This is a genomic window from Stenotrophomonas sp. 3diitr2024, from assembly GCF_042136455.1.
GTDB classification, from domain to species: Bacteria; Pseudomonadota; Gammaproteobacteria; order Xanthomonadales; family Xanthomonadaceae; genus Stenotrophomonas; species Stenotrophomonas sepilia.
Window position 1 is genome coordinate 1 of record NZ_JBHHMJ010000499.1, and the last position, 19,847, is coordinate 19,847.

The following is a 19,847-nucleotide window of genomic DNA, read 5'->3' on the forward strand; positions in this document are numbered from 1 at the left end:
TGCGGCATGGTGCGGGGCAGGTCGAGGAACTGGAAGGCGTGCTTGCGGCTCATGGCGGACTCTGTGGTGTTTTCCGGATGCCGGCCAGCGGCCGGCACTACCGATTTCGAACCCTACGGATATTCAGACACATGCTTGAACAGACGCTCGATCACCTGCAGGCCCTGGTGTCGTTCGACACCCGCAACCCGCCGCGTGCGATCACCACCGGTGGCATCTTCGATTACCTGCGCGACAACCTGCCCGGCTTCAACGTCGAGGTGATCGACCATGGCGCCGGTGCGGTGAGCCTGTATGCCGTGCGTGGGACGCCGAAGTACCTGTTCAACGTGCATCTGGACACCGTGCCGGATTCGCCGCACTGGAGTGCCGACCCGCACGTGATGCGGCGCCTGGACGACCGTGTGGTCGGCCTGGGCGTGTGTGACATCAAGGGCGCCGCCGCTGCACTGGTGGCGGCCGCCAACGCCAGCGATGGCGACGCCGCGTTCCTGTTCTCCAGCGACGAGGAAGCCAACGACCCGCGCTGCATCGCTGCATTCCTGGCCCGTGGCCTGCCGTATGAAGCCGTACTCGTGGCCGAACCGACCATGAGCGAAGCAGTGCTGGCGCACCGTGGCATCAGTTCGGTGCTGATGCAGTTCGCCGGTCGGGCAGGGCACGCCTCGGGCAAGCAGGATGCGGCCGCCAGCGCATTGCACCAGGCCATGCGCTGGGGAAACCGCGCGCTGGATCATGTGGAATCGCTGGCTTCGGCGCGCTTTGGCGGACTGACCGGACTGCGCTTCAATATCGGCCGCGTCGAAGGCGGCATCAAGGCCAATATGATCGCACCGGCTGCTGAGGTGCGCTTCGGGTTCCGCCCGCTGCCGTCGATGGACATCGATGGCCTGCTGGCGACCTTCGCCGGTTTCGCCGAGCCGGAAGCCGCCGTTTTCACCGAGACGTTCCGTGGTCCCAGCCTGCCCGCCGGTGACATTGCCGAAGCTGAGAACCGCCGCCTGCTGGCGCGCGACGTGGCCGATGCGCTGGAGCTGACGATCGGCAATGCGGTGGATTTCTGGACCGAGGCGTCGCTGTTCTCGGCCGCTGGCTACACCACCCTGGTGTTCGGCCCGGGTGACATCGCCCAGGCCCACACCGCCGATGAGTTCGTGACGCTGGACCAGCTGCAGCGCTACGCCGACGCCGTGCATCGGATCATCACCGCCGGCGCCTGATCGACCCCACAACGCCGCCATGCCCCGGGCATGGCGGAACTGCAACGCGGCGACCGCCGCCTGTGACGAAACCGAAATGTCTCCTGCCCTCCAGCCCCACCGCCAGACCCGCCAGACCATCGTGCGCCTGCTTTCCAGCATGGCCAGCGCGAAGGAGATCAGCCAGTACCTCAAGCGCTTTTCGCAGCTGGATGCCAAGCGCTTCGCCGTGGTCAAGGTCGGCGGCGCGGTGCTGCGCGACGACCTCGACGCACTGACCTCCTCGCTGTCGTTCCTGCAGGAGGTCGGTCTGACCCCGATCGTGCTGCACGGCGCCGGCCCGCAGCTGGATGCCGAGCTGTCGGCCGCCGGCATCGAGAAGCAGACCGTCAACGGCCTGCGCGTGACTTCGCCGGAAGCATTGGCGATCGTGCGCCGGGTGTTCCAGCAGTCCAACCTGCGCCTGGTCGAGGCGCTGCAGCAAAACGGCGCACGTGCCACCTCGATCACCGGTGGCGTGTTCGAGGCCGAGTACCTGGACGTGGACACCTACGGCCTGGTCGGCGAGGTGAAGAAGGTCAACCTGGCACCGATCGAGGCCAGCCTGCGTGCCGGCTCGATCCCGGTCATCACCAGCCTGGGTGAAACCGCCGGTGGCCAGATCCTCAACGTCAACGCCGACTTTGCCGCCAACGAGCTGGTGCAGGAGCTGCAGCCGTACAAGATCATCTTCCTGACCGGCACCGGTGGCCTGCTGGACGAGGCGGGCAACGTGATCGATTCGATCAACCTGTCCACCGAATACGACCACCTGATCGCGCAGCCGTGGATCCACGGTGGCATGAAGGTGAAGATCGAACAGATCAAGGACCTGCTCGACCGCCTGCCGCTGGAATCGTCGGTGTCGATCACGCGTCCGGCCGACCTGGCCAAGGAACTGTTCACCCACAAGGGCTCGGGCACGCTGGTGCGCAAGGGTGAGAAAGTACTGCGCGCCACCGCCTGGAGCGAGCTCGACCTACCGCGGCTGAAGGGCCTGATCGAATCCAGCTTCGGCCGCACCCTGGTGCCGGACTACTTCGAAAAGACCAAGCTGCTGCGTGCGTATGTCAGCGAGAACTACCGCACTGCGGTGATCCTCACCGACGAGGCAGAGGGCGTGTACCTGGACAAGTTCGCCGTGCTCGACGACGCGCAGGGTGAAGGCCTGGGGCGTGCGGTCTGGAACGTGATGCTGGAGGAAACCCCGCAGCTGTTCTGGCGCTCGCGCCACGGCAACCCGATCAACCACTTCTACTACGCCGAGTCCGATGGCTGCTACAAGCAGGACCATTGGAAAGTGTTCTGGTTCGGTGCCGATGGCATCGACCGGATCAAGACCTATGTCGATCATTGCGCGCAGCGCGCACCGAGCCTGCAGGGCTGAGCGATGACCAATCCTGACGTTTGGAAGACGGTGCCTACCCTGCGCGGCCAGCATGTGACGCTGCAGCCGCTGCAGCTTGAGCATGTCCCCGGCCTGCGCGCTGCACTCGAAGGCAGCGGCCTGGACCAGCTCTGGTACACCCAGGTGCCGTCACCGCAGCAGGTCGAGCACTATGTGCAGGCCGCGCTGCAGGCGCACGCCGAAGGCAAGGTGCTGCCGTTCGTGATCTACGATGCGGCGGGTGACATCATCGGCAGCACGCGCTTCTACGACATGGATCCCAGCGTGCCCAAGCTCAGCCTCGGCTACACCTGGTACACGCCGCGCGTGCAGCGCACCGGCGCCAACACCGAAGCCAAGCTGTTGCTGCTGCAGCACGCCTTCGAGGCCATGGGCTGCATCAGCGTGGTGCTGGAAACCAGTTGGTTCAACGTCACCTCGCGCACCGCCATCGCCCGCCTGGGCGCCAAGCAGGATGGCGTGCTGCGCAACCACAAGCGGCACGCCGACGGCACGCCGCGCGACACCGTCATCTTCTCCATCATCGATGCCGAATGGCAGGGCGTGAAGCGCCACCTGCAATACCGTCTGGACAGCCACGCATGAACGATTCGACCTTCACCCTGGGCATCGTCGGTGCCCGCGGCCATACCGGCGCCGAGCTGATCAAGCTGGTGGCCGCCCACCCACGGCTGGAACTGGCCTTCGTCTCCTCGCGCGAGCGCGCCGGGCAGCGCCTGTCCGACCACCACCCGGAACTCCAGGGCGAGCTGCAGTACGAAAACCTGGACGCCGACGCAGTGGCGGCCAAGGGGGTGGACGCGGTGATCCTGGCCCTGCCCAACGGCCTGGCCGCTCCGTTCGTGGCCGCATTGGAAGCGGCGAAGCCCGACACCGTTATCGTCGACCTGTCGGCCGACTACCGCTTCGACAACAGCTGGTACTACGGCCTGCCGGAGCTGACCCGCGGCCGGTACAACGGCCAGAAGCACATCAGCAACCCGGGCTGCTATGCCACGGCGATGCAGCTGGCGGTGCATCCGCTGCTGGACCTGCTGGCCGGCCCGCCGCAGTGCTTCGGTGTGTCCGGCTACTCCGGTGCCGGCACTACGCCGTCGGACAAGAACAACGTCGAACTGCTGGCCGACAACCTGATGCCGTATGCGCTGACCAACCATGTGCACGAGCGCGAAGTGTCCGTGCAGCTGGGCGTGGCCGTCGAGTTCATGCCACACGTCGCGCCGCACTTCCGTGGCATCACGCTGACCGCCAACCTGTGGCTGAACCGCGTGCAGACCCGTGAGCAGATCGTCGAGCGCTTCCAGCAGGCCTATGCCGGTGAACCCTTGATCGAAGTGCTGGACGAAGCGCCGTGGGTCAGCCGCATCGCCGGCCGCCACGGTGCCCAGGTCGGTGGCTTCACGCTCGCGCCGGGCGGTAAGCGCGTGGTCGTGGTGGCGACGCTGGACAACCTGCTGAAGGGCGCGGCCACCCAGGCCATGCAGAACCTCAACCTCGCGCTGGGCATCGACGAACTGACGTCGATCCCGCACTGAACACGCATTCCGGAGCCCCCATGGCAGACCTTCTTTGGCAGAAGCCCGGCGTCGCCGTCGACGCCCAGATCCAGACCTTCCTCGCCGGCGACGACGTGATCCTCGACCGCGAGTTCTTCCTGCATGACATCGCTGCCAGCGCCGCGCATGCGCAGGGCCTGCAGCACATCGGCATCCTCAGTGCCGATGAGCTTGCCGGACTTCTGCGTGAACTGGAGATCCTGGCGCAGGACTTCCGCGAAGGCCGCTTCGTGCTGGATACGCAGTACGAGGATGGCCACTCGGCGATCGAAGCGCGCCTGACCGAACGCCTTGGCGATGCGGGTCGCAAGATCCACACCGGCCGCAGCCGCAATGACCAGATCCTGGTCGCCACGCGCCTTTGGCTGAAGGAGAAGCTGCTGCGCGTGGCCCAGCTCAGCGCCGAGGTGGCCAAGGTCGCGCTGGACCGCGCGCAGGCTGAGAAGGATCTGCCGATTCCCGGCTACACCCACATCCAGCGTGCCGTGGTGTCCTCGGCCGGAATGTGGTGGGCGGGCTGGGCCGAGGCCTTCATCGACAACGCCATCCGCGCCCGTGACACCCATGCACTGGTCGATGCCAATCCGCTCGGCACCGCTGCCGGCTACGGCGTGAACCTGCCGCTGGACCGCAAGCACACTACCGCCGCGCTGGGCTTCGCGCGCATGCAGATCTCGCCGATCTACGCGCAGCTGTCGCGTGGCAAGTTCGAGCTGGCTGCACTGGAAGCGCTCGGTGGCGCCACGCTGGACCTGCGCCGCATTGCGTGGGACCTGTCACTGTTCACCAGCGCCGAGTTCGGCTTCGTCGCGCTGCCGGCGCAGTACACCACCGGCAGTTCGATCATGCCCAACAAGCGCAATCCGGATGTGATCGAGCTGATGCGCGCCACCCACGCCAGCGTCGCCGCTGCGCGCACCGAGATCGAGCAGCTGCTGTCGCTGCCGTCTGGCTACCATCGCGACCTGCAGTCGTCCAAGGGTGCCATCTTCCACGGCTTCGGCCGTGGCCTGGCCGCGCTGGAACTGCTGCCGGCGCTGCTGGCCAATCTGGAATGGCGTGACGACAGGCTGCGCGCGGCGATTGATTCGGGCATGTATGCCACCGACGTCGCAGTGGAGGCCGCCGTGGCTGGCGTACCGTTCCGCGAGGCCTACAGGGCCGCTGCGGCCGGTGCCGACAGTGCAGGGCAGGGACGCACGCCGGAAGGCAGCCTGGCCGCGCGTGTATCGCCGGGCGCAGCCGCTGACCTGCGCCTGGACGAACTGCGCGCGCGCTGGCAGGCGCTGTCCTGATGGCGGGCACTGTCTACCTGGTCCTGGCGATGCGCCGGCCGGACTTCAACGATGCAGCGGTGCAGCCGCACCGCGATTTCCTCGATGCGTTGCAGGCGCAGGGCAAGCTGCAGCTGACCGGTGGCTTCGCCGATGGCAGCGGTGGCGCCTACGTGCTGTGCAACGTGGACAGCCTGGCGCAGGCGCGGGCCATCGTCGCCACCGATCCACTGGTGACGATGCAGGCCTCCGACCTGACCGTGCACGAATGGAACACCCGCTGAGAGCCTGACCGATGATCCAGCACGCTGCCCTTGTCGCCTCGCCGTTCCCCGAACAGGTGCTGCCGCCGTGGCGGCGTGCGGTGCTCAAGGTCGGCAGCAGCCTGCTGGCAGCCGATGGCGGCGGCCTGTCGCCACGCCACGCGCTGGGCCTGGCGCAGTTCGTCTCGGCCAATCTCCTGGCCGGGCGCGAGGTGGTGATCGTGTCTTCCGGCGCGGTCGCTGCCGGGCGCGCGATCCTGCCGCGCGCCGATGAACCGGGCGCAGCGATGGCGGCGCGGCAGGCCCTGGCGGCGCTTGGCCAGGCCCAGCTGATCGGGCTCTGGCAGCGCTTCTTCGAGCGCCCGGTGGCGCAGGTGCTGCTGACCCACGACGACCTGCGCAACCGCCGCCGCTACCTCAATGCACGCGCCACGTTGAGTGAACTGTTGCGCCTGGGCGCATTGCCGGTGGTCAACGAGAACGACACCGTGTCGGTGGATGAGCTCAAGCTCGGCGACAACGACAACCTGGCTGCCACCGTGGCGGCGCTGGTCGACGCCGATGCGCTGTTCATCGCTACCGATATCGATGGCCTGTACAGCGCCGACCCGCGCACCGTGGCCGATGCGCGGCCGTTGCACGACGTGCCGGAGCTGGGTGACGAGGTGCTGGCGATGGCGGGCGGCGCCGGCTCGCGCGCGGGTACCGGCGGCATGCGCACCAAGCTGGAGGCGGCGGCGAAGGCCGGACGCCTGGGCATCGAAACCTATCTGTTCAATGGCCGCAGCGGTGACGTGGTGCGCGCGCTGGCGCAGGACCGCCTGTTCGGCACCCGCATCCATGCCGCACGCAGCCGCGAGGCCGCCCGCAAGCACTGGCTGCGGCATGCACCGCTGGCCGAGGGTGTGATCGTCATCGATGCCGGTGCGGCACAGGCGATGCGCGAGAAGGGCGCCTCGCTGCTGCCCGGTGGCATCACCGGTGCAGAGGGCGTGTTCCGCCGCGGCGATATGGTACAGGTGTGCTGGAACGCGCCGCAGGGCCGAGTCTGCGTGGCCCGTGGCGTCAGCCAGTATGCTGCCGACGACGTACGCCGGATTGCCGGCCACCATTCGCGCGACATCCAGGCCGTGCTCGGCTACAACTACGGCGGCAGCGTCGTCCATCGCGACGACCTGGTGCTGCCATGACCGGATTGAAGGACACACCGATGAGCGAGATCGAAGCGCAGGCGCGTGCCTGCCGTGATGCGGCGCAGATCGTTGCCGGCCTGGACAGTGCGGCACGACGCACGCTGCTGCTGGCGATGGCGCAGGCACTGGAGGTGAATGCCGGACTGATCCTGGCCGGCAATGCACGTGACCTCGCCGCCGCGCGCGAGAAGGGCGTGGGCAGCGCCATGCTCGATCGTCTGGCACTGGACCCGCCGCGCCTGTTCGCGATGGCCGAAGCCGTGCGCGAAGTGGCTGGATTGCCAGATCCTGTCGGCGAGGTCACCCGCGATGACGTGCGCCCGAACGGCATCCGCGTGCAGAAGGTGCGCGTGCCGCTGGGCGTGATCGCGATGATCTACGAGGCGCGCCCGAACGTGACCGCCGAAGCCGCGGCGCTGTGCCTGAAGGCGGGTAACGGCGTGATCCTGCGCGGTGGTTCCGAGGCAATTCACTCCAACACCGCGATCGCGCAGGCACTCGCCGGTGCATTGAAGGCCAATGGCGTGCCGCCGGCCGCCGTGACCGTGCTGACCGACCTGCGCCGCGAGGCGATGCTGGAACTGCTGCAGCTGCATGAGCTGATCGACCTGGCGATTCCGCGCGGTGGCGAAGGCTTGATCCGTTTCGTTGCCGAGCATGCGCGGGTACCGGTGATCAAGCACTACAAGGGTGTCTGTCACCTGTTCGTGGATGCCAGCGCCGACCTGGGCAAGGCTATCGACCTGCTGGTGGATGGCAAGTGCAGCCGGCCAGCCGCCTGCAATTCGCTGGAGACACTGCTGGTACACCGTGACGTAGCCGATTCCTTCCTGCCGCGCGTGGCGCAGGCGCTTGGCCAGCGTGGCGTTCAGCTGCGCGCCGATGCGCAGGCGCAGCCGCTGCTGCCGGGCAGCACGGCGGCGACCGAGGAGGACTACGCCGCCGAGTTCCTCGACCTTGTGCTGGCCGTGCGCGTGGTGGACGACCTCGATGCGGCCATCGCGCACATCCGCCGCTATACCTCCGACCACACCGAAGTGATCGCGACCGCAGACGCCGGCCATGCCGAGCGTTTCGTTACTGCGCTGCGCTCGGCGGTGGTGATGGTCAATGCCTCATCGCGCTTCTCCGATGGTGGCCAGCTGGGCCTGGGCAGCGAAATCGGCATTTCCACCACGCGCCTGCATGCCTATGGCCCGATGGGTCTGGAAGCGCTCACTGTCGAACGTTTCGTGGTGCGTGGCGAAGGGCAGACGCGCACATAAGTGGATCCACGCCATGCGTGGGTGTTCTTCGCGGCAGACCCCGGTGCCGACCATGATCGGCACCCACCAGGCACAAGCGCCGACCAGGGTCGGCACCCCACCGGGTTGTCGGGCTACACCACCTCGCGGCGGATGCCGACCGGGCGTGCGTGATCATCCATGTGCAACGTGGCGGCCTTGCAGCCCATCAGGCGTTCGGCCAGCCCCGTGCTGGCACCCAGATCGGCGGCCACTTCGTTGAGGCTGGCCAGTGGCCGCGGCAGGCGGCGCTCGCGGCCACGGAAGCGGGCACGGTTGTACTCGGCCCAACCGATCAGCAGCACGCTGGCGCACAACAGCATCAGCGGCAATGCCACCAGCACGTAGGGATCGAACTGGCTTTGCCGTTCGTAAAGCTGCTGCCAGGCCAGCTGGCCGCCAACCAACCACGAGAACAGGGTCACCAGGGGCGCCCACAGGTAGAAGTAGAAGCCCCAGAACGCCAGCGTGACGAATCCCCAGGCGGTGCGCTGGAAGCGCGGCTGGCGGTGTGGCTTGCGGATCATCCGTGAGTCGAAGCGGTTGGACGGGCGTTGCGCGTTCATCGGATCCCCCGGTCAGGGCTGGTCCAGGTGGCGCGCTTGCTGCGACGGCGCAGCAGTGTCTTCGGCAACGCCACCAGGGTGGTGGAAAGGCTGATCAGCCAGTACGCCATCGGGTACCAGATGACCCAGAAATAGTTGCGTCCAATCTGTGTTTCGTAACGCCGGTCGATGATCAGGCTGCTGGCGAACTGCAGCAGGCAGACCAGCGCAAGGATCACGCCATGCCACTGCGGCAGCAGGCTGGCGATATGCAGCTGCGGCGGCAGCTCGATGAACTTGCCCAGTGCCCACAGCAGCACGATGAACAACATGGTGTAGGCCCAGATCACGCTCAGCACGTACTCCAGCAGCACGCCCCACATGCGCCGCTCTTTCCAGTGCAGCAGCGAGCGCGCGTGACGCAGCATCACCTCCACGCCGCCCTGGGCCCAGCGCAGGCGCTGCCGCCACAGGCCCTTGAGGGTCTCCGGCATCAGGATGAAGCACAGCGCATTGGGTTCGTAGCGGATGTCCCAGTGCGCGCGCTGCAGGCGCCAGCTGATGTCGATGTCCTCGGTCACCATGTCATCCGACCACCAGCCGACCTGATGCAGGGCGGTACGGCGGAAGCCGGCGATCACCCCGGAGATGGTGAAGATGCGCCCGTATACGCGCTGCGCGCGCTTGATCATGCCGATGATCGAGGAAAACTCGGCCACCTGCAGGCGGCCGAGCAGGGTGGAGCGGTTGCGGATGCGCGGGTTGCCGGTGACCGCACCGACCCGGTTGCCGCTGACCAGGTGCCAGATCATCCAGTGCAGCGCATGTTCCTCCAGCATTGCATCGCCGTCGATGCACACCAGGTACTCCGAGCGAGCGGCCAGTGCGCCCATGCGCAGCGCATTGGCCTTGCCCAGGTTACGATCCAGGTGCAATACGCGCAGCCGCGGGTGCCTTGCCGCCAGCACATCCAGCCGCGCGCCGGTGTCATCGCTGCTGCCATCATCGATGGCGATCACTTCGTAGTCGGCGGGGTAACGCTGGGCCAGCGCCGCAGTGAGTGTGTCATCCAGATTCTCTGCCTCGTTGTGGCAGGGCACCAGCAGGCTCGCGAAAGGGGGGGCGACCATCAATGGAGGGTCGTTGCGCGGGCGCGAGTGGCGTTCGCGCCGGTAGTAGTAGTAGAGGCCGCCGGACATCCAGAAGAACGCCATCACCATCGGGTAGTAGAAAGCGAACTGGAACAGGACCTGCAGCAGCGGATGCATGTCCATGTCACTTCTCCGGGTACGGGAAGGTGCCGGCGGACATCGCCGCGCGGGCATCGCGGGTGGAGGGCTGGTCGGCGATGAAATCGTCCGGGTACCAGGCGAAGTGGTGCACGCCCTGTGCCTGCAACTGGCGGATCTGTGCGCGCAGGCGCTCGGCGGGAATCGGTTGCCCGTTGCGCCAATCGACGGTCTGCAGCTCGAACAGGGTGTGCTGCAGCTGCGGGTCGTGTGTGCGTACTGCGGCCAGCAGCTGGTCCAGCCAGCGCTCGGGGTGCTTGCTGCCTTCCATCCACGGCATCGCCATCAGCGCGGTCTGGTCATAGGCGTTGTTGAACAGGTCCAAGCGCTGCGCGAACCAGGCCTCGCTCTGCGGGCGGAGTACCGGCTCAGCGTACAGGTTGCGCACGGTGGCCAGTTTCGGGCGCCAGCGTTGCGCGCTGTCGCGCAGCGCCAGGGTGAAGCTGATCAGCGCCTGCGTGCGCGCACTGCCATCGCCGCCGGCTGCCAGTGCCGGCAGCTCGGTGTCGCGCAGGTAGCCGTCGTCATGGAACAGCAGGCCTTCAAAGTAGGAATTGACCGCCAGATCCTCGTAGATGTCGAGCATGATCTGGCGGGCCTTCGGGTTGGTGAAGTCGAGCCGGTACATGCCGTCGGCATCGCCGTTGCGGATCGCCAGCGCCTCGCGCTGCGCCGGGTCGGGCAGCTCGAAGCCAAGCACCGGCAGCCATGCGTAGACCTTCACGCCGGCGCGGGATTTCAGTTGCCAGGCGACGCGGCTGAACAGGTCCGCCCGCATCGGCATGTGACGGTTGGGGAAGTACAGCGCTTCGGCCGTGTTGTTGCCGTCCGGATCGGCGAACGCCTGCAGGTAGACGTGCGTCGGCGCGATGCGCTTGACCCGTTCGACCAGCGCATCGAGGTTGCGTGCCTGCTGCGTCGGTTCAGCGTCGTAGACATCATCCAGGTCGATCTGCAGGGCACGGATGCCATCGAGCGCGACATCGCGGCGCAGCTCGTAGGCGAGGCCTTCCACGGTCGGGTTGTCGCTGACCAGGAAACGCGCCAGGCCATGCAGGTCGCTGGCCACCGGCGTGCTGCGGCCCTCCAGATCGAAGGACACCGGCATGCCCAGCTGTTCGGCGATGTCGTTGCTCAACTGGTTGTAGGCCGCGTACGGCCAGACGATGGCGCGCGGGCGCACGCCCAGGTGCTGCTCGATGCGCTGCACGCTGCGCGCGAGGTCGGTGCGCAGGCGCTGCCCATACTGCGCTTCAGTCTCGTAGCTGTGCGTGGCCGGGCTGTAGATGCGGGTGACCACGGCGGGCGTTGAATTGCCCTGTGGATTGGCGAGCACGCCGTGGTGCAGGTCGTCGGTGTGGCTGGCCACTTCGATCAGGCCGCTGTCGTGCATCTGCTTCAGCTGCGCCCAGGTGACGAAGTCATCGCGGCCGAACGGCCGGTAGCCGTAGTCGATGGTGCGTCCCGGAGCCATGTCCACGTAGTCGGTGATTACCGCCACCAGTGCCGGGTAGCGGTAGGCCTGCAGCAGCGGGAAGGCCTTGTCGTAGACGCTGCGCAGGCCGTCATCGAAGGTCAGCAGCACAGGCTTGGGCGGCAGCGTGGCCCGCCCCTGCGAGGCATCGATCACCTGCGACAGCGAGACCGGGTGATAGCCATGCGCGCCGAGCCAGTCCAGGTGTGCGGCGAAGTTCTGCGTGCTCACCGCATAGGTATCGGCATCGCCCTTGGCCGCGACCTGGTCGCGGATGTCGTGGTAGCTGAGGATCAGCAGGCCATTGTCGATTGCATCGAGATGCGTGGCCTGCTGCGCGAAGGCCGGTGGCGTAATGGCCAGCAGCAGGAGCACGATCAGTCGCAGGAAGCAGGCCATGTCAGTCTCCCCAGCGCAGTGCGGCTTCGAAGCCGATATGACGCTCGCGGTGGCCGTCGTAGACCGGCCGCGACCAGCGCACGCCGTATTCGAGCACGCGGCCCGGGCCCAGCTGCCACTCGTGCATGTAGGACACCGTCGGCACCAGCGCACTGCCGAAACCGTCCTGCCAGTAGTCACCCAGCGAGACGGTCAGCCGGTGGCGGAAGTGGCGCTCGTAGTGGCGCCACAGCTGCTGGTCGATGCGCAGGCCGATCTCGACCATGCGGTCGCGCTTCGGATTGAAGTAGGGCGCGTCGTCGCGGCTGCCGCGGCTGGTATAGGCACTGGCCAGGCCATCGAGCAGCCAGCGCGGGCGGGTCAGCAGGCGCTGTTCAAGGCGGGTGCTGAACAGTTCGCGGTGGTTGCCATCGTCATAGCGGAGGCGGCTGGCGCCGAACGTCCAGTGGGTGAGCTCGCTGCGCCGGTAGTCCACCTGTGCGCTCACGCTGTCGGCGGTGATGCCGGCCGCGCGCGCCTGCATCGAGGCGTCTGGATCATTGCGCGCGGCCACCAGGCCGGCGTGCCAGTAATCGTTGAACTGCCAGCCGACGCCGGCCCGCAGGCCGGTATCGCCGATGTGGTCGTTGGCGCGCAGGACGGCCGCTTCCGCATCCAGCTGCCCGAAGCGGTAGCGCACGCCCGCACCCAGCCACAGGGGATCGATGCGCTGGTCCTGGAAATCGGTCGAGCGCCGGTCGGCCAGGGCGAACAAACGCCAGCGGTCATCAAGGATCGGTGTCTCCACTTCCACACCATAGTGGCGATCGTTGTTGCCCAGTGGCGAGGTGCCACCGCCACCGGAGCTGCGGCCGATGTCGGTCCATGCCTTCAGCTGCCAGCCGCGATGCGCACGCCAGGCCTGGTCCATGCGTTCGACAGCCGGTTGGGTGGGATAGCGTGCGACCAGGTCATCGTGCAGCGGCCGCGCCAGGTCGTCGCGCTGCAGGGCGACGTAGGCCTCTTCCATGCCCAGCCGCGGTTCGATGTCACGCGGGTCCAGCGCGTGTGCCATCTGCTGTCGTTGCAGTGCCCTTCGTGGCCAGCCGCGCATCATGTAGACGCTGCCCAGCGCACTCTGCAGGCCTCCGTTGCCGGGTGCGATGTCCACCATCGACTCCAGGTCGTGCTGCGCGGTGACCAGGTCGCCGCTGTAAGCGCGCACCATTGCCAGGTTGAGATCGGCCTCGTAGCGTGACCAGTTCGCGTACGGTGATTTGCCGTTGCTCCAGCGCCACGCCGGCTCCTTGTCGCGCCATGCCTGCAGCAGGTCGATCGCTTTTTCCTGCTGCTCGCTTTCCAGGTAGGCGTAGGCCAGTTCCGAATGTGAGGCGTCGCGCGCCGGATCGCCAGCGACGGCTGCCTGCAGTACCGGAATGGCTTCTTCCGGGTGCAGGGTGCCCATCAACGAATCGCCCACGGCAGGCAGCACGTAGTCGGGCAGGGTGTGGCCTTCGGCCTGCAGGGCTCGTGCTTCCTCGCGGACCTGCGCATGGCGGCCCAGCCGGTTGAGCAGGATCAGCCGGTCCATGCGGATGCGCAGTGGGGCCTGCGAGGGTGGGGTGCCTTCGCCGCCGACGTAGCGCTGCATGCGCGCCAGGGTCGACTCGGCTTCTTCCAGGCGGCTGTCCTCGCTGCTGCTGTAGGCCAGGCTCCAGACCACGAGTTTGGCCAGGTAGTCGCCTTCCAGGCGCTGCTTCTGGGCGTCGTCGAACAGCTGCGGCCGCTGCTGGTACAGCTCCCAGGCGCGCCAGGCATTGCCGATGTCGCCCAGGGTCAGCACGCGCAGCTTGAACAGCAGATCGTCGTTGGGCTGCTGCTGGCTGGCGCGCTCGATTGCGCCGAGCGCATCCAGCCAGCGGGCCTGGTCGCGGTAGCGGCCGATCTCGGCCAGGGCCGCGTCGCGGTCGGACGGAGCCGCGCCGCTGGCCCAGGCCAGAGCGGTGCATGCGAGGCCGACGCAGAGCGCCAGCCGGCGGTGGACAACCATTGGGGACCCCCTTGGCTTCCGAACCAGACAACCTGCGAAAATGTGACGCAAGTCACATGCCAGTATTTGGCGTGGCCGTGGCCCGCGTCACTCCCTTCGTGCGTTCCCGCCCATTGAAGACGGATACAACCCGGACAGCGACCTGCAATGTCTTGTCTGAAACGAGAGTCCCCCGCACACCGAGTGGTGGCCTGGGCGGCGCTGCCGCCCCCATGCCCGATGCCGGCACGCGGCAAGGAAGGGCATTCGTGGGCACTATCCGCCCGGAATTGTCAGTTCGGCGTCAAGATTGCCCGGTGTCTGACGAGCGGTAGGCGGGGCCGTCTGGCGGCCCCGGCCGGGCTACCAGAGATCTTCCAGCTTGCGGGGCTTGCAGGCGACCCACGAGGCGCACAGCATCAGGGTGGCGCAGCCGAACAGGAAGCTGAACGGGAGCGTCCAGCCATTGCTGACGGTATGCAGCCAGCCGACCAGGAACGGGCCCAGGCAGCTGAAGCTGTAGCCCACGCCCTGCATGAAGCCCGACAGCGCGGCCGAGCCGGCCGGGGTGCGGGTGCGCAGGTTGATCAGGGTCAGCGCCAGCGGGAAGGTGGACGGGCCGACGCCGAGCAGGCAGGCCCACAGCAGGGGAGCCTTCATCGGCGCCAGCAGCAGCCCGGTGAAGGCGATCACGAACGAGAAGAAGCCGATCAGCACCAGCGGGAACGGGTTCTGCATGCGTACCGCCATCGACGGAATGACCAGTGACGGCAGCAGGCCCAGTGCCGAGAACACCGCTACCATCACGCCACCGAATGCAGGCGTGCCACCGGCCTCGACCACGATGCGCGGCAGCCAGGTGAACATCGAATAGGTCATCAGTGAGGTCATGCCGAACATCAGCGTCATGCTCCAGCCCAGCGACGTGCGCCAGACCTTTCCGTGCGGCTGCGCGGTGGGATCGGCGGCGTCGGCCAGCGGCTTCGGTGCGCGCCTGGCCAGCACCAGCCACGGCAGCGCGGCGGCCAGTGCAAGCAGCGCCCACATGCCCAGCGACACGCGCCAGCCTGCAGCGTTGGCCACCGGTACTGCCAGTAGCGCCGGCAGCATCGTGCCCAGCTGCAGCACGCTGATGTAGAGCGTGCTCATGGTGCCGACCTTGTTGGCGAAGTAACGCTTCACCAGCGGCGGCACCACCACGTTGCCGATGCCCATGCCGGCCAGCGCGATTACCGAGCCCAGCAGCAGCGTGCCGACGTTGCCGGCGCTGGAGCGCAGCAGCAGGCCGGCCATCGCCATCAGCATTGCCAGCAGCGTAGTGCGTTCCAGGCCCAGGCGCCGCGCCAGTGCCGGCGTGGCCACGCCGAACAGCGCGAACGAGGCGGTCGGCAGCATGCCCAGTACGCCGGTCATGGTGGTGCCGAAGCCGAACTGCTGGCCGAGCACGTCCAGCAGGGGCGTGATCGACGTTACTGCGGTGCGCAGGTTGATCGCTGCCAGCAGGATGGCGGCGAAAGCCAGCACGCGCCCGTGCAGCAGCGACGGCGAATCGGAAGTGGAGGAACTCATCGGTGATCCTTGCAGGTGTCGCACGCCGCGGCAATGGCATGCAGCGCCGGCATCGGTCTACGCCGAAGCGGCAGGTGGGGGAGTGGTGGCTGCAGGTGGGCCGGCAGCGCGGCCATTGTACGTGTGCGCTCCGGCAAGGTCCCGTCATGCGGGCGGCCTGGCGCCGGGTACAAAAAAACCCGGAGGACAGTGATGTCTTCCAGGCTTCTTGGTGACCACCGAAGTGGTCGGGGAGACAGGATTCGAACCTGCGACCTCTACGTCCCGAACGTAGCGCTCTACCAGACTGAGCTACACCCCGAAGGGAGCCGCCTATTCTAGCGATTCACCCCGATGGCGGCAAGGGGTGAATGCTGTTTTCTTCACACTGCCGAAGCAGTGCCACCTCAGGGAACAAAAAAGCCTGGATGACTTCACCAGGCTTCAATGCGACCACGTGAGTGGTCGGGGAGACAGGATTCGAACCTGCGACCTCTACGTCCCGAACGTAGCGCTCTACCAGACTGAGCTACACCCCGAAGGAGCCGCCTAAGATACCGTGTGAAGGCCAGGGCGGCAAGGTTTTTTTACGGCTCAGCGACGATTTTCTTTCTCGATGCGGTTCTGCTCGCGGGCTTCGAACCACATGCCGTTGAGGATGGCCACCGTCGAGGCGAGGCCGGCACCGAGAATCCAGGCGAAGTACCACATGGTCAATCTCCTTTGTTCAAGAGTGTGCCGACCGTCGGCCGGCACACCGGCAATCAGTAGGCGTTCGGGTTGTTGCCCATCTCTTCGGTGGTGGTCTTGCCCTTCAGCACGCGGTACACCCAGGTGGTGTAGGCGAGGATGATCGGCAGGAACACCGCCGTGGCCAGCAGCATGATCCACAGGGTCAGGTGGCTGGACGAGGCATCCCACACGGTCAGGCTGGAGGTGGGCTGGCTCGAGGACGGCAGCAGGAACGGGAAGATGGCGAAGCCGACGGTCAGGATGATGCCGGCGATGGCCGCACCGGAGGCGATGAAGGCCAGGCCGCCACGACGGGCACGCAGCAGCACCGCACTGGCCAGCAGGCCCGCTAGGCCGAGCAGCGGGGCCAGGATCGTGGCCGGCATCGCGCTGTAGTTGCGCATCCAGCCACCGGCGGCGCCGAGTTCGGCGGTCTTCAGCAGCGGATTGGTGGCGCCATCGGTAACCACCTGCGAGGTGATCTGGTAACCCGGCAGGCCGAAGGCCACCCAGGCGCCACCCACTGCGAACAGCACGAAGGCGATGATTGCCGCGATGCTGCCGAAGCGGGCCGCACGCTCGGCCACCGGGCCGTCGGTCTTGATCACCAGCATGGCCGCACCGTGGGCGACCAGCATCGAGACGCTGAGCAGGCCGGCCAGCAGCGCGAAGGGCATCAGCAGGCCGAAGAACGAGCCGGTGTAGAAGATGCGCATGCTGTCATCGAAATGGAACGGAACGCCCAAAAGCACGTTGCCCACGGCCACGCCCATGATCAGTGCGGGAATGAAGCCACCAATGAACAGCGCCCAGTCCCAGGTGTTGCGCCAGCGTTCGCTGGGCATCTTGCTGCGGAACTTGAAGCCGACCGGACGCAGGATCAGGGCGAACAGGATCACGAACATCGCCAGGTAGAACCCGGAGAAGCTGACCGCATACAGCGGCGGCCAGGCGGCGAAGATCGCGCCGCCACCCAGGATCAGCCACACCTGGTTGCCTTCCCAGACCGGGCCGATGGTGTTGATCACCCGGCGGCGCTCGGCATCAGTGCGGGCGACGAAGGGCAGCAGGGTGCCCACGCCCAGGTCGAAACCATCCATCACGGCGAAACCGATCAGCAGGATGCCGAGCAGCAGCCACCAGATCACGCGCAGCGTGGTGTAGTCCAGAAGAATGAAATCCATCTTGGTTCTCCTGCCTCAGGCCTGGCCGGCGGCCGGCGCCGAGGCATTGTGGGAAGCATGCGGCTGGGGCGACTGCAGCGACGGCAGCAGTTCGTCCGGCCCCTTGCGGATCGCCTTGAGCATCAGCTTGATCTCGACCACGATCAGCGCGGTGTAGATCGCGGTGAAGCCGGCCAGGGTCAGCACGATTTCATGCAGCGCCAGGCCCGATGCCGCATAGAAGGTCGGCAGCACGCCATCGACCGCCCACGGCTGGCGGCCGTATTCGGCGACGAACCAGCCGCACTCGATCGCGATCCACGGTGCCGGCAGCGTCCACAGGGCCAGCTTGAGGAACCAGCGCTTGTCCTGGAAGTTGTTGCGGCACGAGTAGTAGAAGGCCAGCGCGAAGAAGGCGATCAGGTAGAAGCCCAGGCCGGCCATCACGCGGAAGGTCCAGAACAGCGGCATCACGCGCGGCACCGTGTCCATCGCCGCCTGCGAGATTTCCTGCGGGGTGGCGTTGAGGATGTCATCGCGATAGCGCTTGAGCAGCAGGCCGTGGCCCAGGTCCTGCCAGTGGCGGTCGAACATCTCGCGCGCTTCCACGTCGTTCTTGTTCGCACGCAGGCGTTCCAGCGCGCCGTAGGCGAGCTGGCCACCGCGCACGCGGTGTTCGGCGCGCTCGACCAGTTCCAGGATGCCCGGAATCGGCTGGTTCAACGAACGGGTGGCGATCAGGCCCATCAGGTACGGGATCTTCACCGCGTAGTCGTTCTGGTGGGTGTCCTGGTTCGGGATGCCGAAGGCGGTGAAGTCGGCCGGCGCACGCTCGGTCTCCCACATCGCTTCGATCGCGGCCAGCTTCATCTTCTGGTGTTCACTGGCGGCGTAACCGCTCTCGTCACCCAGCACCACCACCGACAGCGAGGACAGCAGGCCGAACGCTGCGGCCACCGCGAACGAACGACGGGCCAGGTCCTTGTGCTTGTTGCGCAGCAGGAACAGGGCGCTGATCGCCATCACGAACACCGCACCGGTCACATAACCGGCGCTGACGGTGTGCACGAACTTGGCCTGCGCCACCGGGTTGAACACCACCGCCATGAAGTCGACCACTTCCATGCGCATGGTTTCCGGGTTGAACACCGCACCGGTCGGGTTCTGCATCCAGCCGTTGGCGACCAGGATCCAGATCGCCGATAGGTTGGTACCCAGCGCCATCAGCCAGGTCACCATCAGGTGCTTGACCTTGGTCAGGCGGTTCCAGCCGAAGAAGAACAGGCCGACGAAGGTGGCTTCCAGGAAGAACGCCATCAGGCCTTCGATGGCCAGCGGCGCACCGAAGATGTCACCGACGTAGTGGCTGTAGTAGGACCAGTTCATGCCGAACTGGAATTCCATGACGATGCCGGTGGCGACGCCCATGGCGAAGTTGATGCCGAACAGGACGCCCCAGAACAGGGTCATCCTGCGCCAGATCTCCTTGCCGGTCATCACGTACACGCTCTCCATGATGGCCACCATGAAGGACAGGCCGAGGGTGAGCGGTACGAATAGGAAGTGGTACATCGCGGTCAGCGCGAATTGCAGCCGCGACAGTTCTACGACTGTCTGATCAATCATGGCCTGGCTACCTCGTTGGATAGTGCCGTTGCAGGTGGCGGGAAGGGTGGTCTACGACGTGAATGATGTGACCGACTACTTCAAACAGCCTTGATCCAGATCAATGTATGAACAGGTGCCCCGGTTGATCGTATGCCAACCTGATGAAGACTGCGACTGCTGGCCGCAGAGGCCGGCCATTGCCTGCGCCTACAATGCCGTGTCTCCCCCGTTGCCCGTGAAGACCCCTTGAGCGCTGCCGAAACCTCCTCCGTCGCCCTGTCCCAGGACGCCGAAACGACCCGCCAGCGGCGCGCCCGCAGCGCGTGGCTGGCCGATCTGGCGCGGCCTGCTCGAGGCCGCCAGCGGCTGGCGGCACTGTGCATCAGCCTGTCCGGTGCCCTGTTGATCGGCCAGGCGGCCGCCATTGCCTGGCTGGTGCAGCAGGTGCTGGTGGAGCGCGCGCCGCTGGCCTCGGGGTTGCCGGTGCTGGGCGGTCTGGCGGCGATCCTGGTGGCGCGCACGCTGCTGAGCAGCGCCACCCAGGCCGCCGCCGGTGATGTGGCCGATGCCGCGCGGTTGGCCCTGCGTGAACGCGTGTTCGGACGCCTGCTTGGACTGGGGCCGCTGTGGCTGCGCCAGCGCCGCACCGGCGAACTGGGCGAACTGATGCTGCATCACGCTGATGCGATCGAGAGCTATTACAGCGGTTTCCAGCCGGTACGCACCGAAGTGGTGGTGGTGCCGCTGCTGATCCTGGCCGCCGTAGCCTGGGTCGACTGGGTGGTGGCGCTGATCCTGCTGTTCACTGCACCGTTGGTACCGTTCTTCATGATGCTGGTGGGCTGGGGAGCCGAAGCGGCCGGCCG

The 19,847-nt window shown here is 66.7% G+C and carries 17 protein-coding genes and 2 tRNA genes; 9 read left to right on the top strand and 10 right to left on the bottom strand.

Features of this window, described 5'->3' with window-relative positions:
• Positions 1-131 precede the first annotated feature (131 nt).
• The 8 genes from ABGA94_RS12610 to ABGA94_RS12645 all read left to right on the top strand — a co-directional run bounded on the left by ABGA94_RS12610 (position 132) and on the right by ABGA94_RS12645 (position 8,197).
• Positions 132-1,220, top strand: a complete 1,089-nt coding sequence (locus ABGA94_RS12610; RefSeq protein WP_375367429.1) for an acetylornithine deacetylase — start codon at positions 132-134, stop codon at positions 1,218-1,220.
• Positions 1,221-1,296: 76 nt separating this feature from the next.
• Complete coding sequence (locus ABGA94_RS12615; protein WP_171957264.1) at positions 1,297-2,625, top strand: acetylglutamate kinase; 1,329 nt, start codon at positions 1,297-1,299, stop codon at positions 2,623-2,625.
• 3 nt (positions 2,626-2,628) lie between these two features.
• Complete coding sequence (locus ABGA94_RS12620) at positions 2,629-3,231, top strand: GNAT family N-acetyltransferase (protein WP_197598560.1); 603 nt, start codon at positions 2,629-2,631, stop codon at positions 3,229-3,231.
• Positions 3,228-4,181: an N-acetyl-gamma-glutamyl-phosphate reductase gene (argC, locus tag ABGA94_RS12625; protein WP_375367431.1), complete on the top strand. Its 954-nt coding sequence runs from the start codon at positions 3,228-3,230 to the stop codon at positions 4,179-4,181. Before ABGA94_RS12620 ends, argC begins: the two co-directional genes overlap by 4 nt.
• A 20-nt stretch (positions 4,182-4,201) precedes the next feature.
• A complete protein-coding gene (argH, locus tag ABGA94_RS12630) occupies positions 4,202-5,497 on the top strand; it encodes an argininosuccinate lyase (protein ID WP_375367433.1) in 1,296 nt (431 codons plus the stop codon).
• Complete coding sequence (locus ABGA94_RS12635) at positions 5,497-5,760, top strand: YciI family protein (protein ID WP_005417692.1); 264 nt, start codon at positions 5,497-5,499, stop codon at positions 5,758-5,760. Before argH ends, ABGA94_RS12635 begins: the two co-directional genes overlap by 1 nt.
• Positions 5,761-5,771: 11 nt before the next feature.
• A complete protein-coding gene (proB, locus tag ABGA94_RS12640) occupies positions 5,772-6,929 on the top strand; it encodes a glutamate 5-kinase (protein WP_065196622.1) in 1,158 nt (385 codons plus the stop codon).
• Positions 6,926-8,197: a glutamate-5-semialdehyde dehydrogenase gene (locus tag ABGA94_RS12645; RefSeq protein ID WP_134955775.1), complete on the top strand. Its 1,272-nt coding sequence runs from the start codon at positions 6,926-6,928 to the stop codon at positions 8,195-8,197. Before proB ends, ABGA94_RS12645 begins: the two co-directional genes overlap by 4 nt.
• A 113-nt stretch (positions 8,198-8,310) precedes the next feature.
• Here ABGA94_RS12645 and pgaD read toward each other — a convergent pair whose 3' ends face one another.
• From pgaD to ABGA94_RS12695, 10 genes are all read right to left on the bottom strand, one after another.
• The gene (gene pgaD / locus ABGA94_RS12650) at positions 8,311-8,781 is read right to left on the bottom strand and encodes a poly-beta-1,6-N-acetyl-D-glucosamine biosynthesis protein PgaD (protein ID WP_005417686.1); all 471 of its coding nucleotides are present in this window, start codon (positions 8,779-8,781) and stop codon (positions 8,311-8,313) included.
• Complete coding sequence (pgaC, locus tag ABGA94_RS12655) at positions 8,778-10,034, bottom strand: poly-beta-1,6-N-acetyl-D-glucosamine synthase (RefSeq protein ID WP_005417684.1); 1,257 nt, start codon at positions 10,032-10,034, stop codon at positions 8,778-8,780. Before pgaC ends, pgaD begins: the two co-directional genes overlap by 4 nt.
• Before the next feature lies 1 nt (position 10,035).
• Complete coding sequence (pgaB, locus tag ABGA94_RS12660; RefSeq protein WP_375367436.1) at positions 10,036-11,922, bottom strand: poly-beta-1,6-N-acetyl-D-glucosamine N-deacetylase PgaB; 1,887 nt, start codon at positions 11,920-11,922, stop codon at positions 10,036-10,038.
• A gap of 1 nt (position 11,923) precedes the next feature.
• On the bottom strand, positions 11,924-13,951 hold the full coding sequence (gene pgaA, locus ABGA94_RS12665; RefSeq protein WP_375367438.1) for a poly-beta-1,6 N-acetyl-D-glucosamine export porin PgaA: 2,028 nt from the start codon (positions 13,949-13,951) through the stop codon (positions 11,924-11,926).
• A gap of 342 nt (positions 13,952-14,293) precedes the next feature.
• A complete protein-coding gene (locus ABGA94_RS12670) occupies positions 14,294-15,499 on the bottom strand; it encodes an MFS transporter (RefSeq protein WP_065178262.1) in 1,206 nt (401 codons plus the stop codon).
• Between the two features lie 224 nt (positions 15,500-15,723).
• Positions 15,724-15,800 (bottom strand) — tRNA-Pro (locus tag ABGA94_RS12675).
• Positions 15,801-15,940: 140 nt separating this feature from the next.
• A tRNA-Pro gene (locus ABGA94_RS12680) sits at positions 15,941-16,017 on the bottom strand.
• A gap of 55 nt (positions 16,018-16,072) precedes the next feature.
• Positions 16,073-16,189, bottom strand: coding sequence for a cytochrome bd-I oxidase subunit CydX (gene cydX / locus ABGA94_RS12685; RefSeq protein WP_005410354.1), 117 nt, complete (start codon positions 16,187-16,189; stop codon positions 16,073-16,075).
• Between the two features lie 53 nt (positions 16,190-16,242).
• Positions 16,243-17,394 carry a cytochrome d ubiquinol oxidase subunit II gene (cydB, locus tag ABGA94_RS12690; RefSeq protein WP_053501030.1) on the bottom strand — a complete coding sequence of 384 codons (1,152 nt, stop codon included), beginning with the start codon at positions 17,392-17,394 and terminating at the stop codon, positions 16,243-16,245.
• A 15-nt stretch (positions 17,395-17,409) separates the two neighbouring features.
• On the bottom strand, positions 17,410-18,999 hold the full coding sequence (locus ABGA94_RS12695) for a cytochrome ubiquinol oxidase subunit I (RefSeq protein ID WP_053501033.1): 1,590 nt from the start codon (positions 18,997-18,999) through the stop codon (positions 17,410-17,412).
• A 228-nt stretch (positions 19,000-19,227) separates the two neighbouring features.
• Here ABGA94_RS12695 and ABGA94_RS12700 point away from each other — a divergent pair.
• Positions 19,228-19,847 (top strand): ABC transporter transmembrane domain-containing protein (locus ABGA94_RS12700; RefSeq protein ID WP_375367441.1); only part of this gene is annotated, 620 nt, incomplete at its 3' end.

Excerpts from the sequence above, each read along its gene's own strand:
- ABGA94_RS12645 (WP_134955775.1), top strand. The coding sequence starts at position 6,926 with ATGACCGGATTGAAGGACACACCGATGAGCGAGATCGAAGCGCAGGCG.
- ABGA94_RS12620 (WP_197598560.1), top strand. The coding sequence starts at position 2,629 with ATGACCAATCCTGACGTTTGGAAGACGGTGCCTACCCTGCGCGGCCAG.
- cydX (WP_005410354.1), bottom strand. The coding sequence starts at position 16,189 with ATGTGGTACTTCGCCTGGATTCTCGGTGCCGGCCTCGCCTCGACGGTG.
- ABGA94_RS12615 (WP_171957264.1), top strand. The coding sequence starts at position 1,297 with ATGTCTCCTGCCCTCCAGCCCCACCGCCAGACCCGCCAGACCATCGTG.
- pgaC (WP_005417684.1), bottom strand. The coding sequence starts at position 10,034 with ATGGACATGCATCCGCTGCTGCAGGTCCTGTTCCAGTTCGCTTTCTAC.
- pgaA (WP_375367438.1), bottom strand. The coding sequence starts at position 13,951 with ATGGTTGTCCACCGCCGGCTGGCGCTCTGCGTCGGCCTCGCATGCACC.
- argC (WP_375367431.1), top strand. The coding sequence starts at position 3,228 with ATGAACGATTCGACCTTCACCCTGGGCATCGTCGGTGCCCGCGGCCAT.
- proB (WP_065196622.1), top strand. The coding sequence starts at position 5,772 with ATGATCCAGCACGCTGCCCTTGTCGCCTCGCCGTTCCCCGAACAGGTG.
- pgaB (WP_375367436.1), bottom strand. The coding sequence starts at position 11,922 with ATGGCCTGCTTCCTGCGACTGATCGTGCTCCTGCTGCTGGCCATTACG.
- cydB (WP_053501030.1), bottom strand. The coding sequence starts at position 17,394 with ATGGATTTCATTCTTCTGGACTACACCACGCTGCGCGTGATCTGGTGG.
- ABGA94_RS12610 (WP_375367429.1), top strand. The coding sequence starts at position 132 with ATGCTTGAACAGACGCTCGATCACCTGCAGGCCCTGGTGTCGTTCGAC.
- ABGA94_RS12670 (WP_065178262.1), bottom strand. The coding sequence starts at position 15,499 with ATGAGTTCCTCCACTTCCGATTCGCCGTCGCTGCTGCACGGGCGCGTG.
- pgaD (WP_005417686.1), bottom strand. The coding sequence starts at position 8,781 with ATGAACGCGCAACGCCCGTCCAACCGCTTCGACTCACGGATGATCCGC.
- ABGA94_RS12695 (WP_053501033.1), bottom strand. The coding sequence starts at position 18,999 with ATGATTGATCAGACAGTCGTAGAACTGTCGCGGCTGCAATTCGCGCTG.
- argH (WP_375367433.1), top strand. The coding sequence starts at position 4,202 with ATGGCAGACCTTCTTTGGCAGAAGCCCGGCGTCGCCGTCGACGCCCAG.
- ABGA94_RS12635 (WP_005417692.1), top strand. The coding sequence starts at position 5,497 with ATGGCGGGCACTGTCTACCTGGTCCTGGCGATGCGCCGGCCGGACTTC.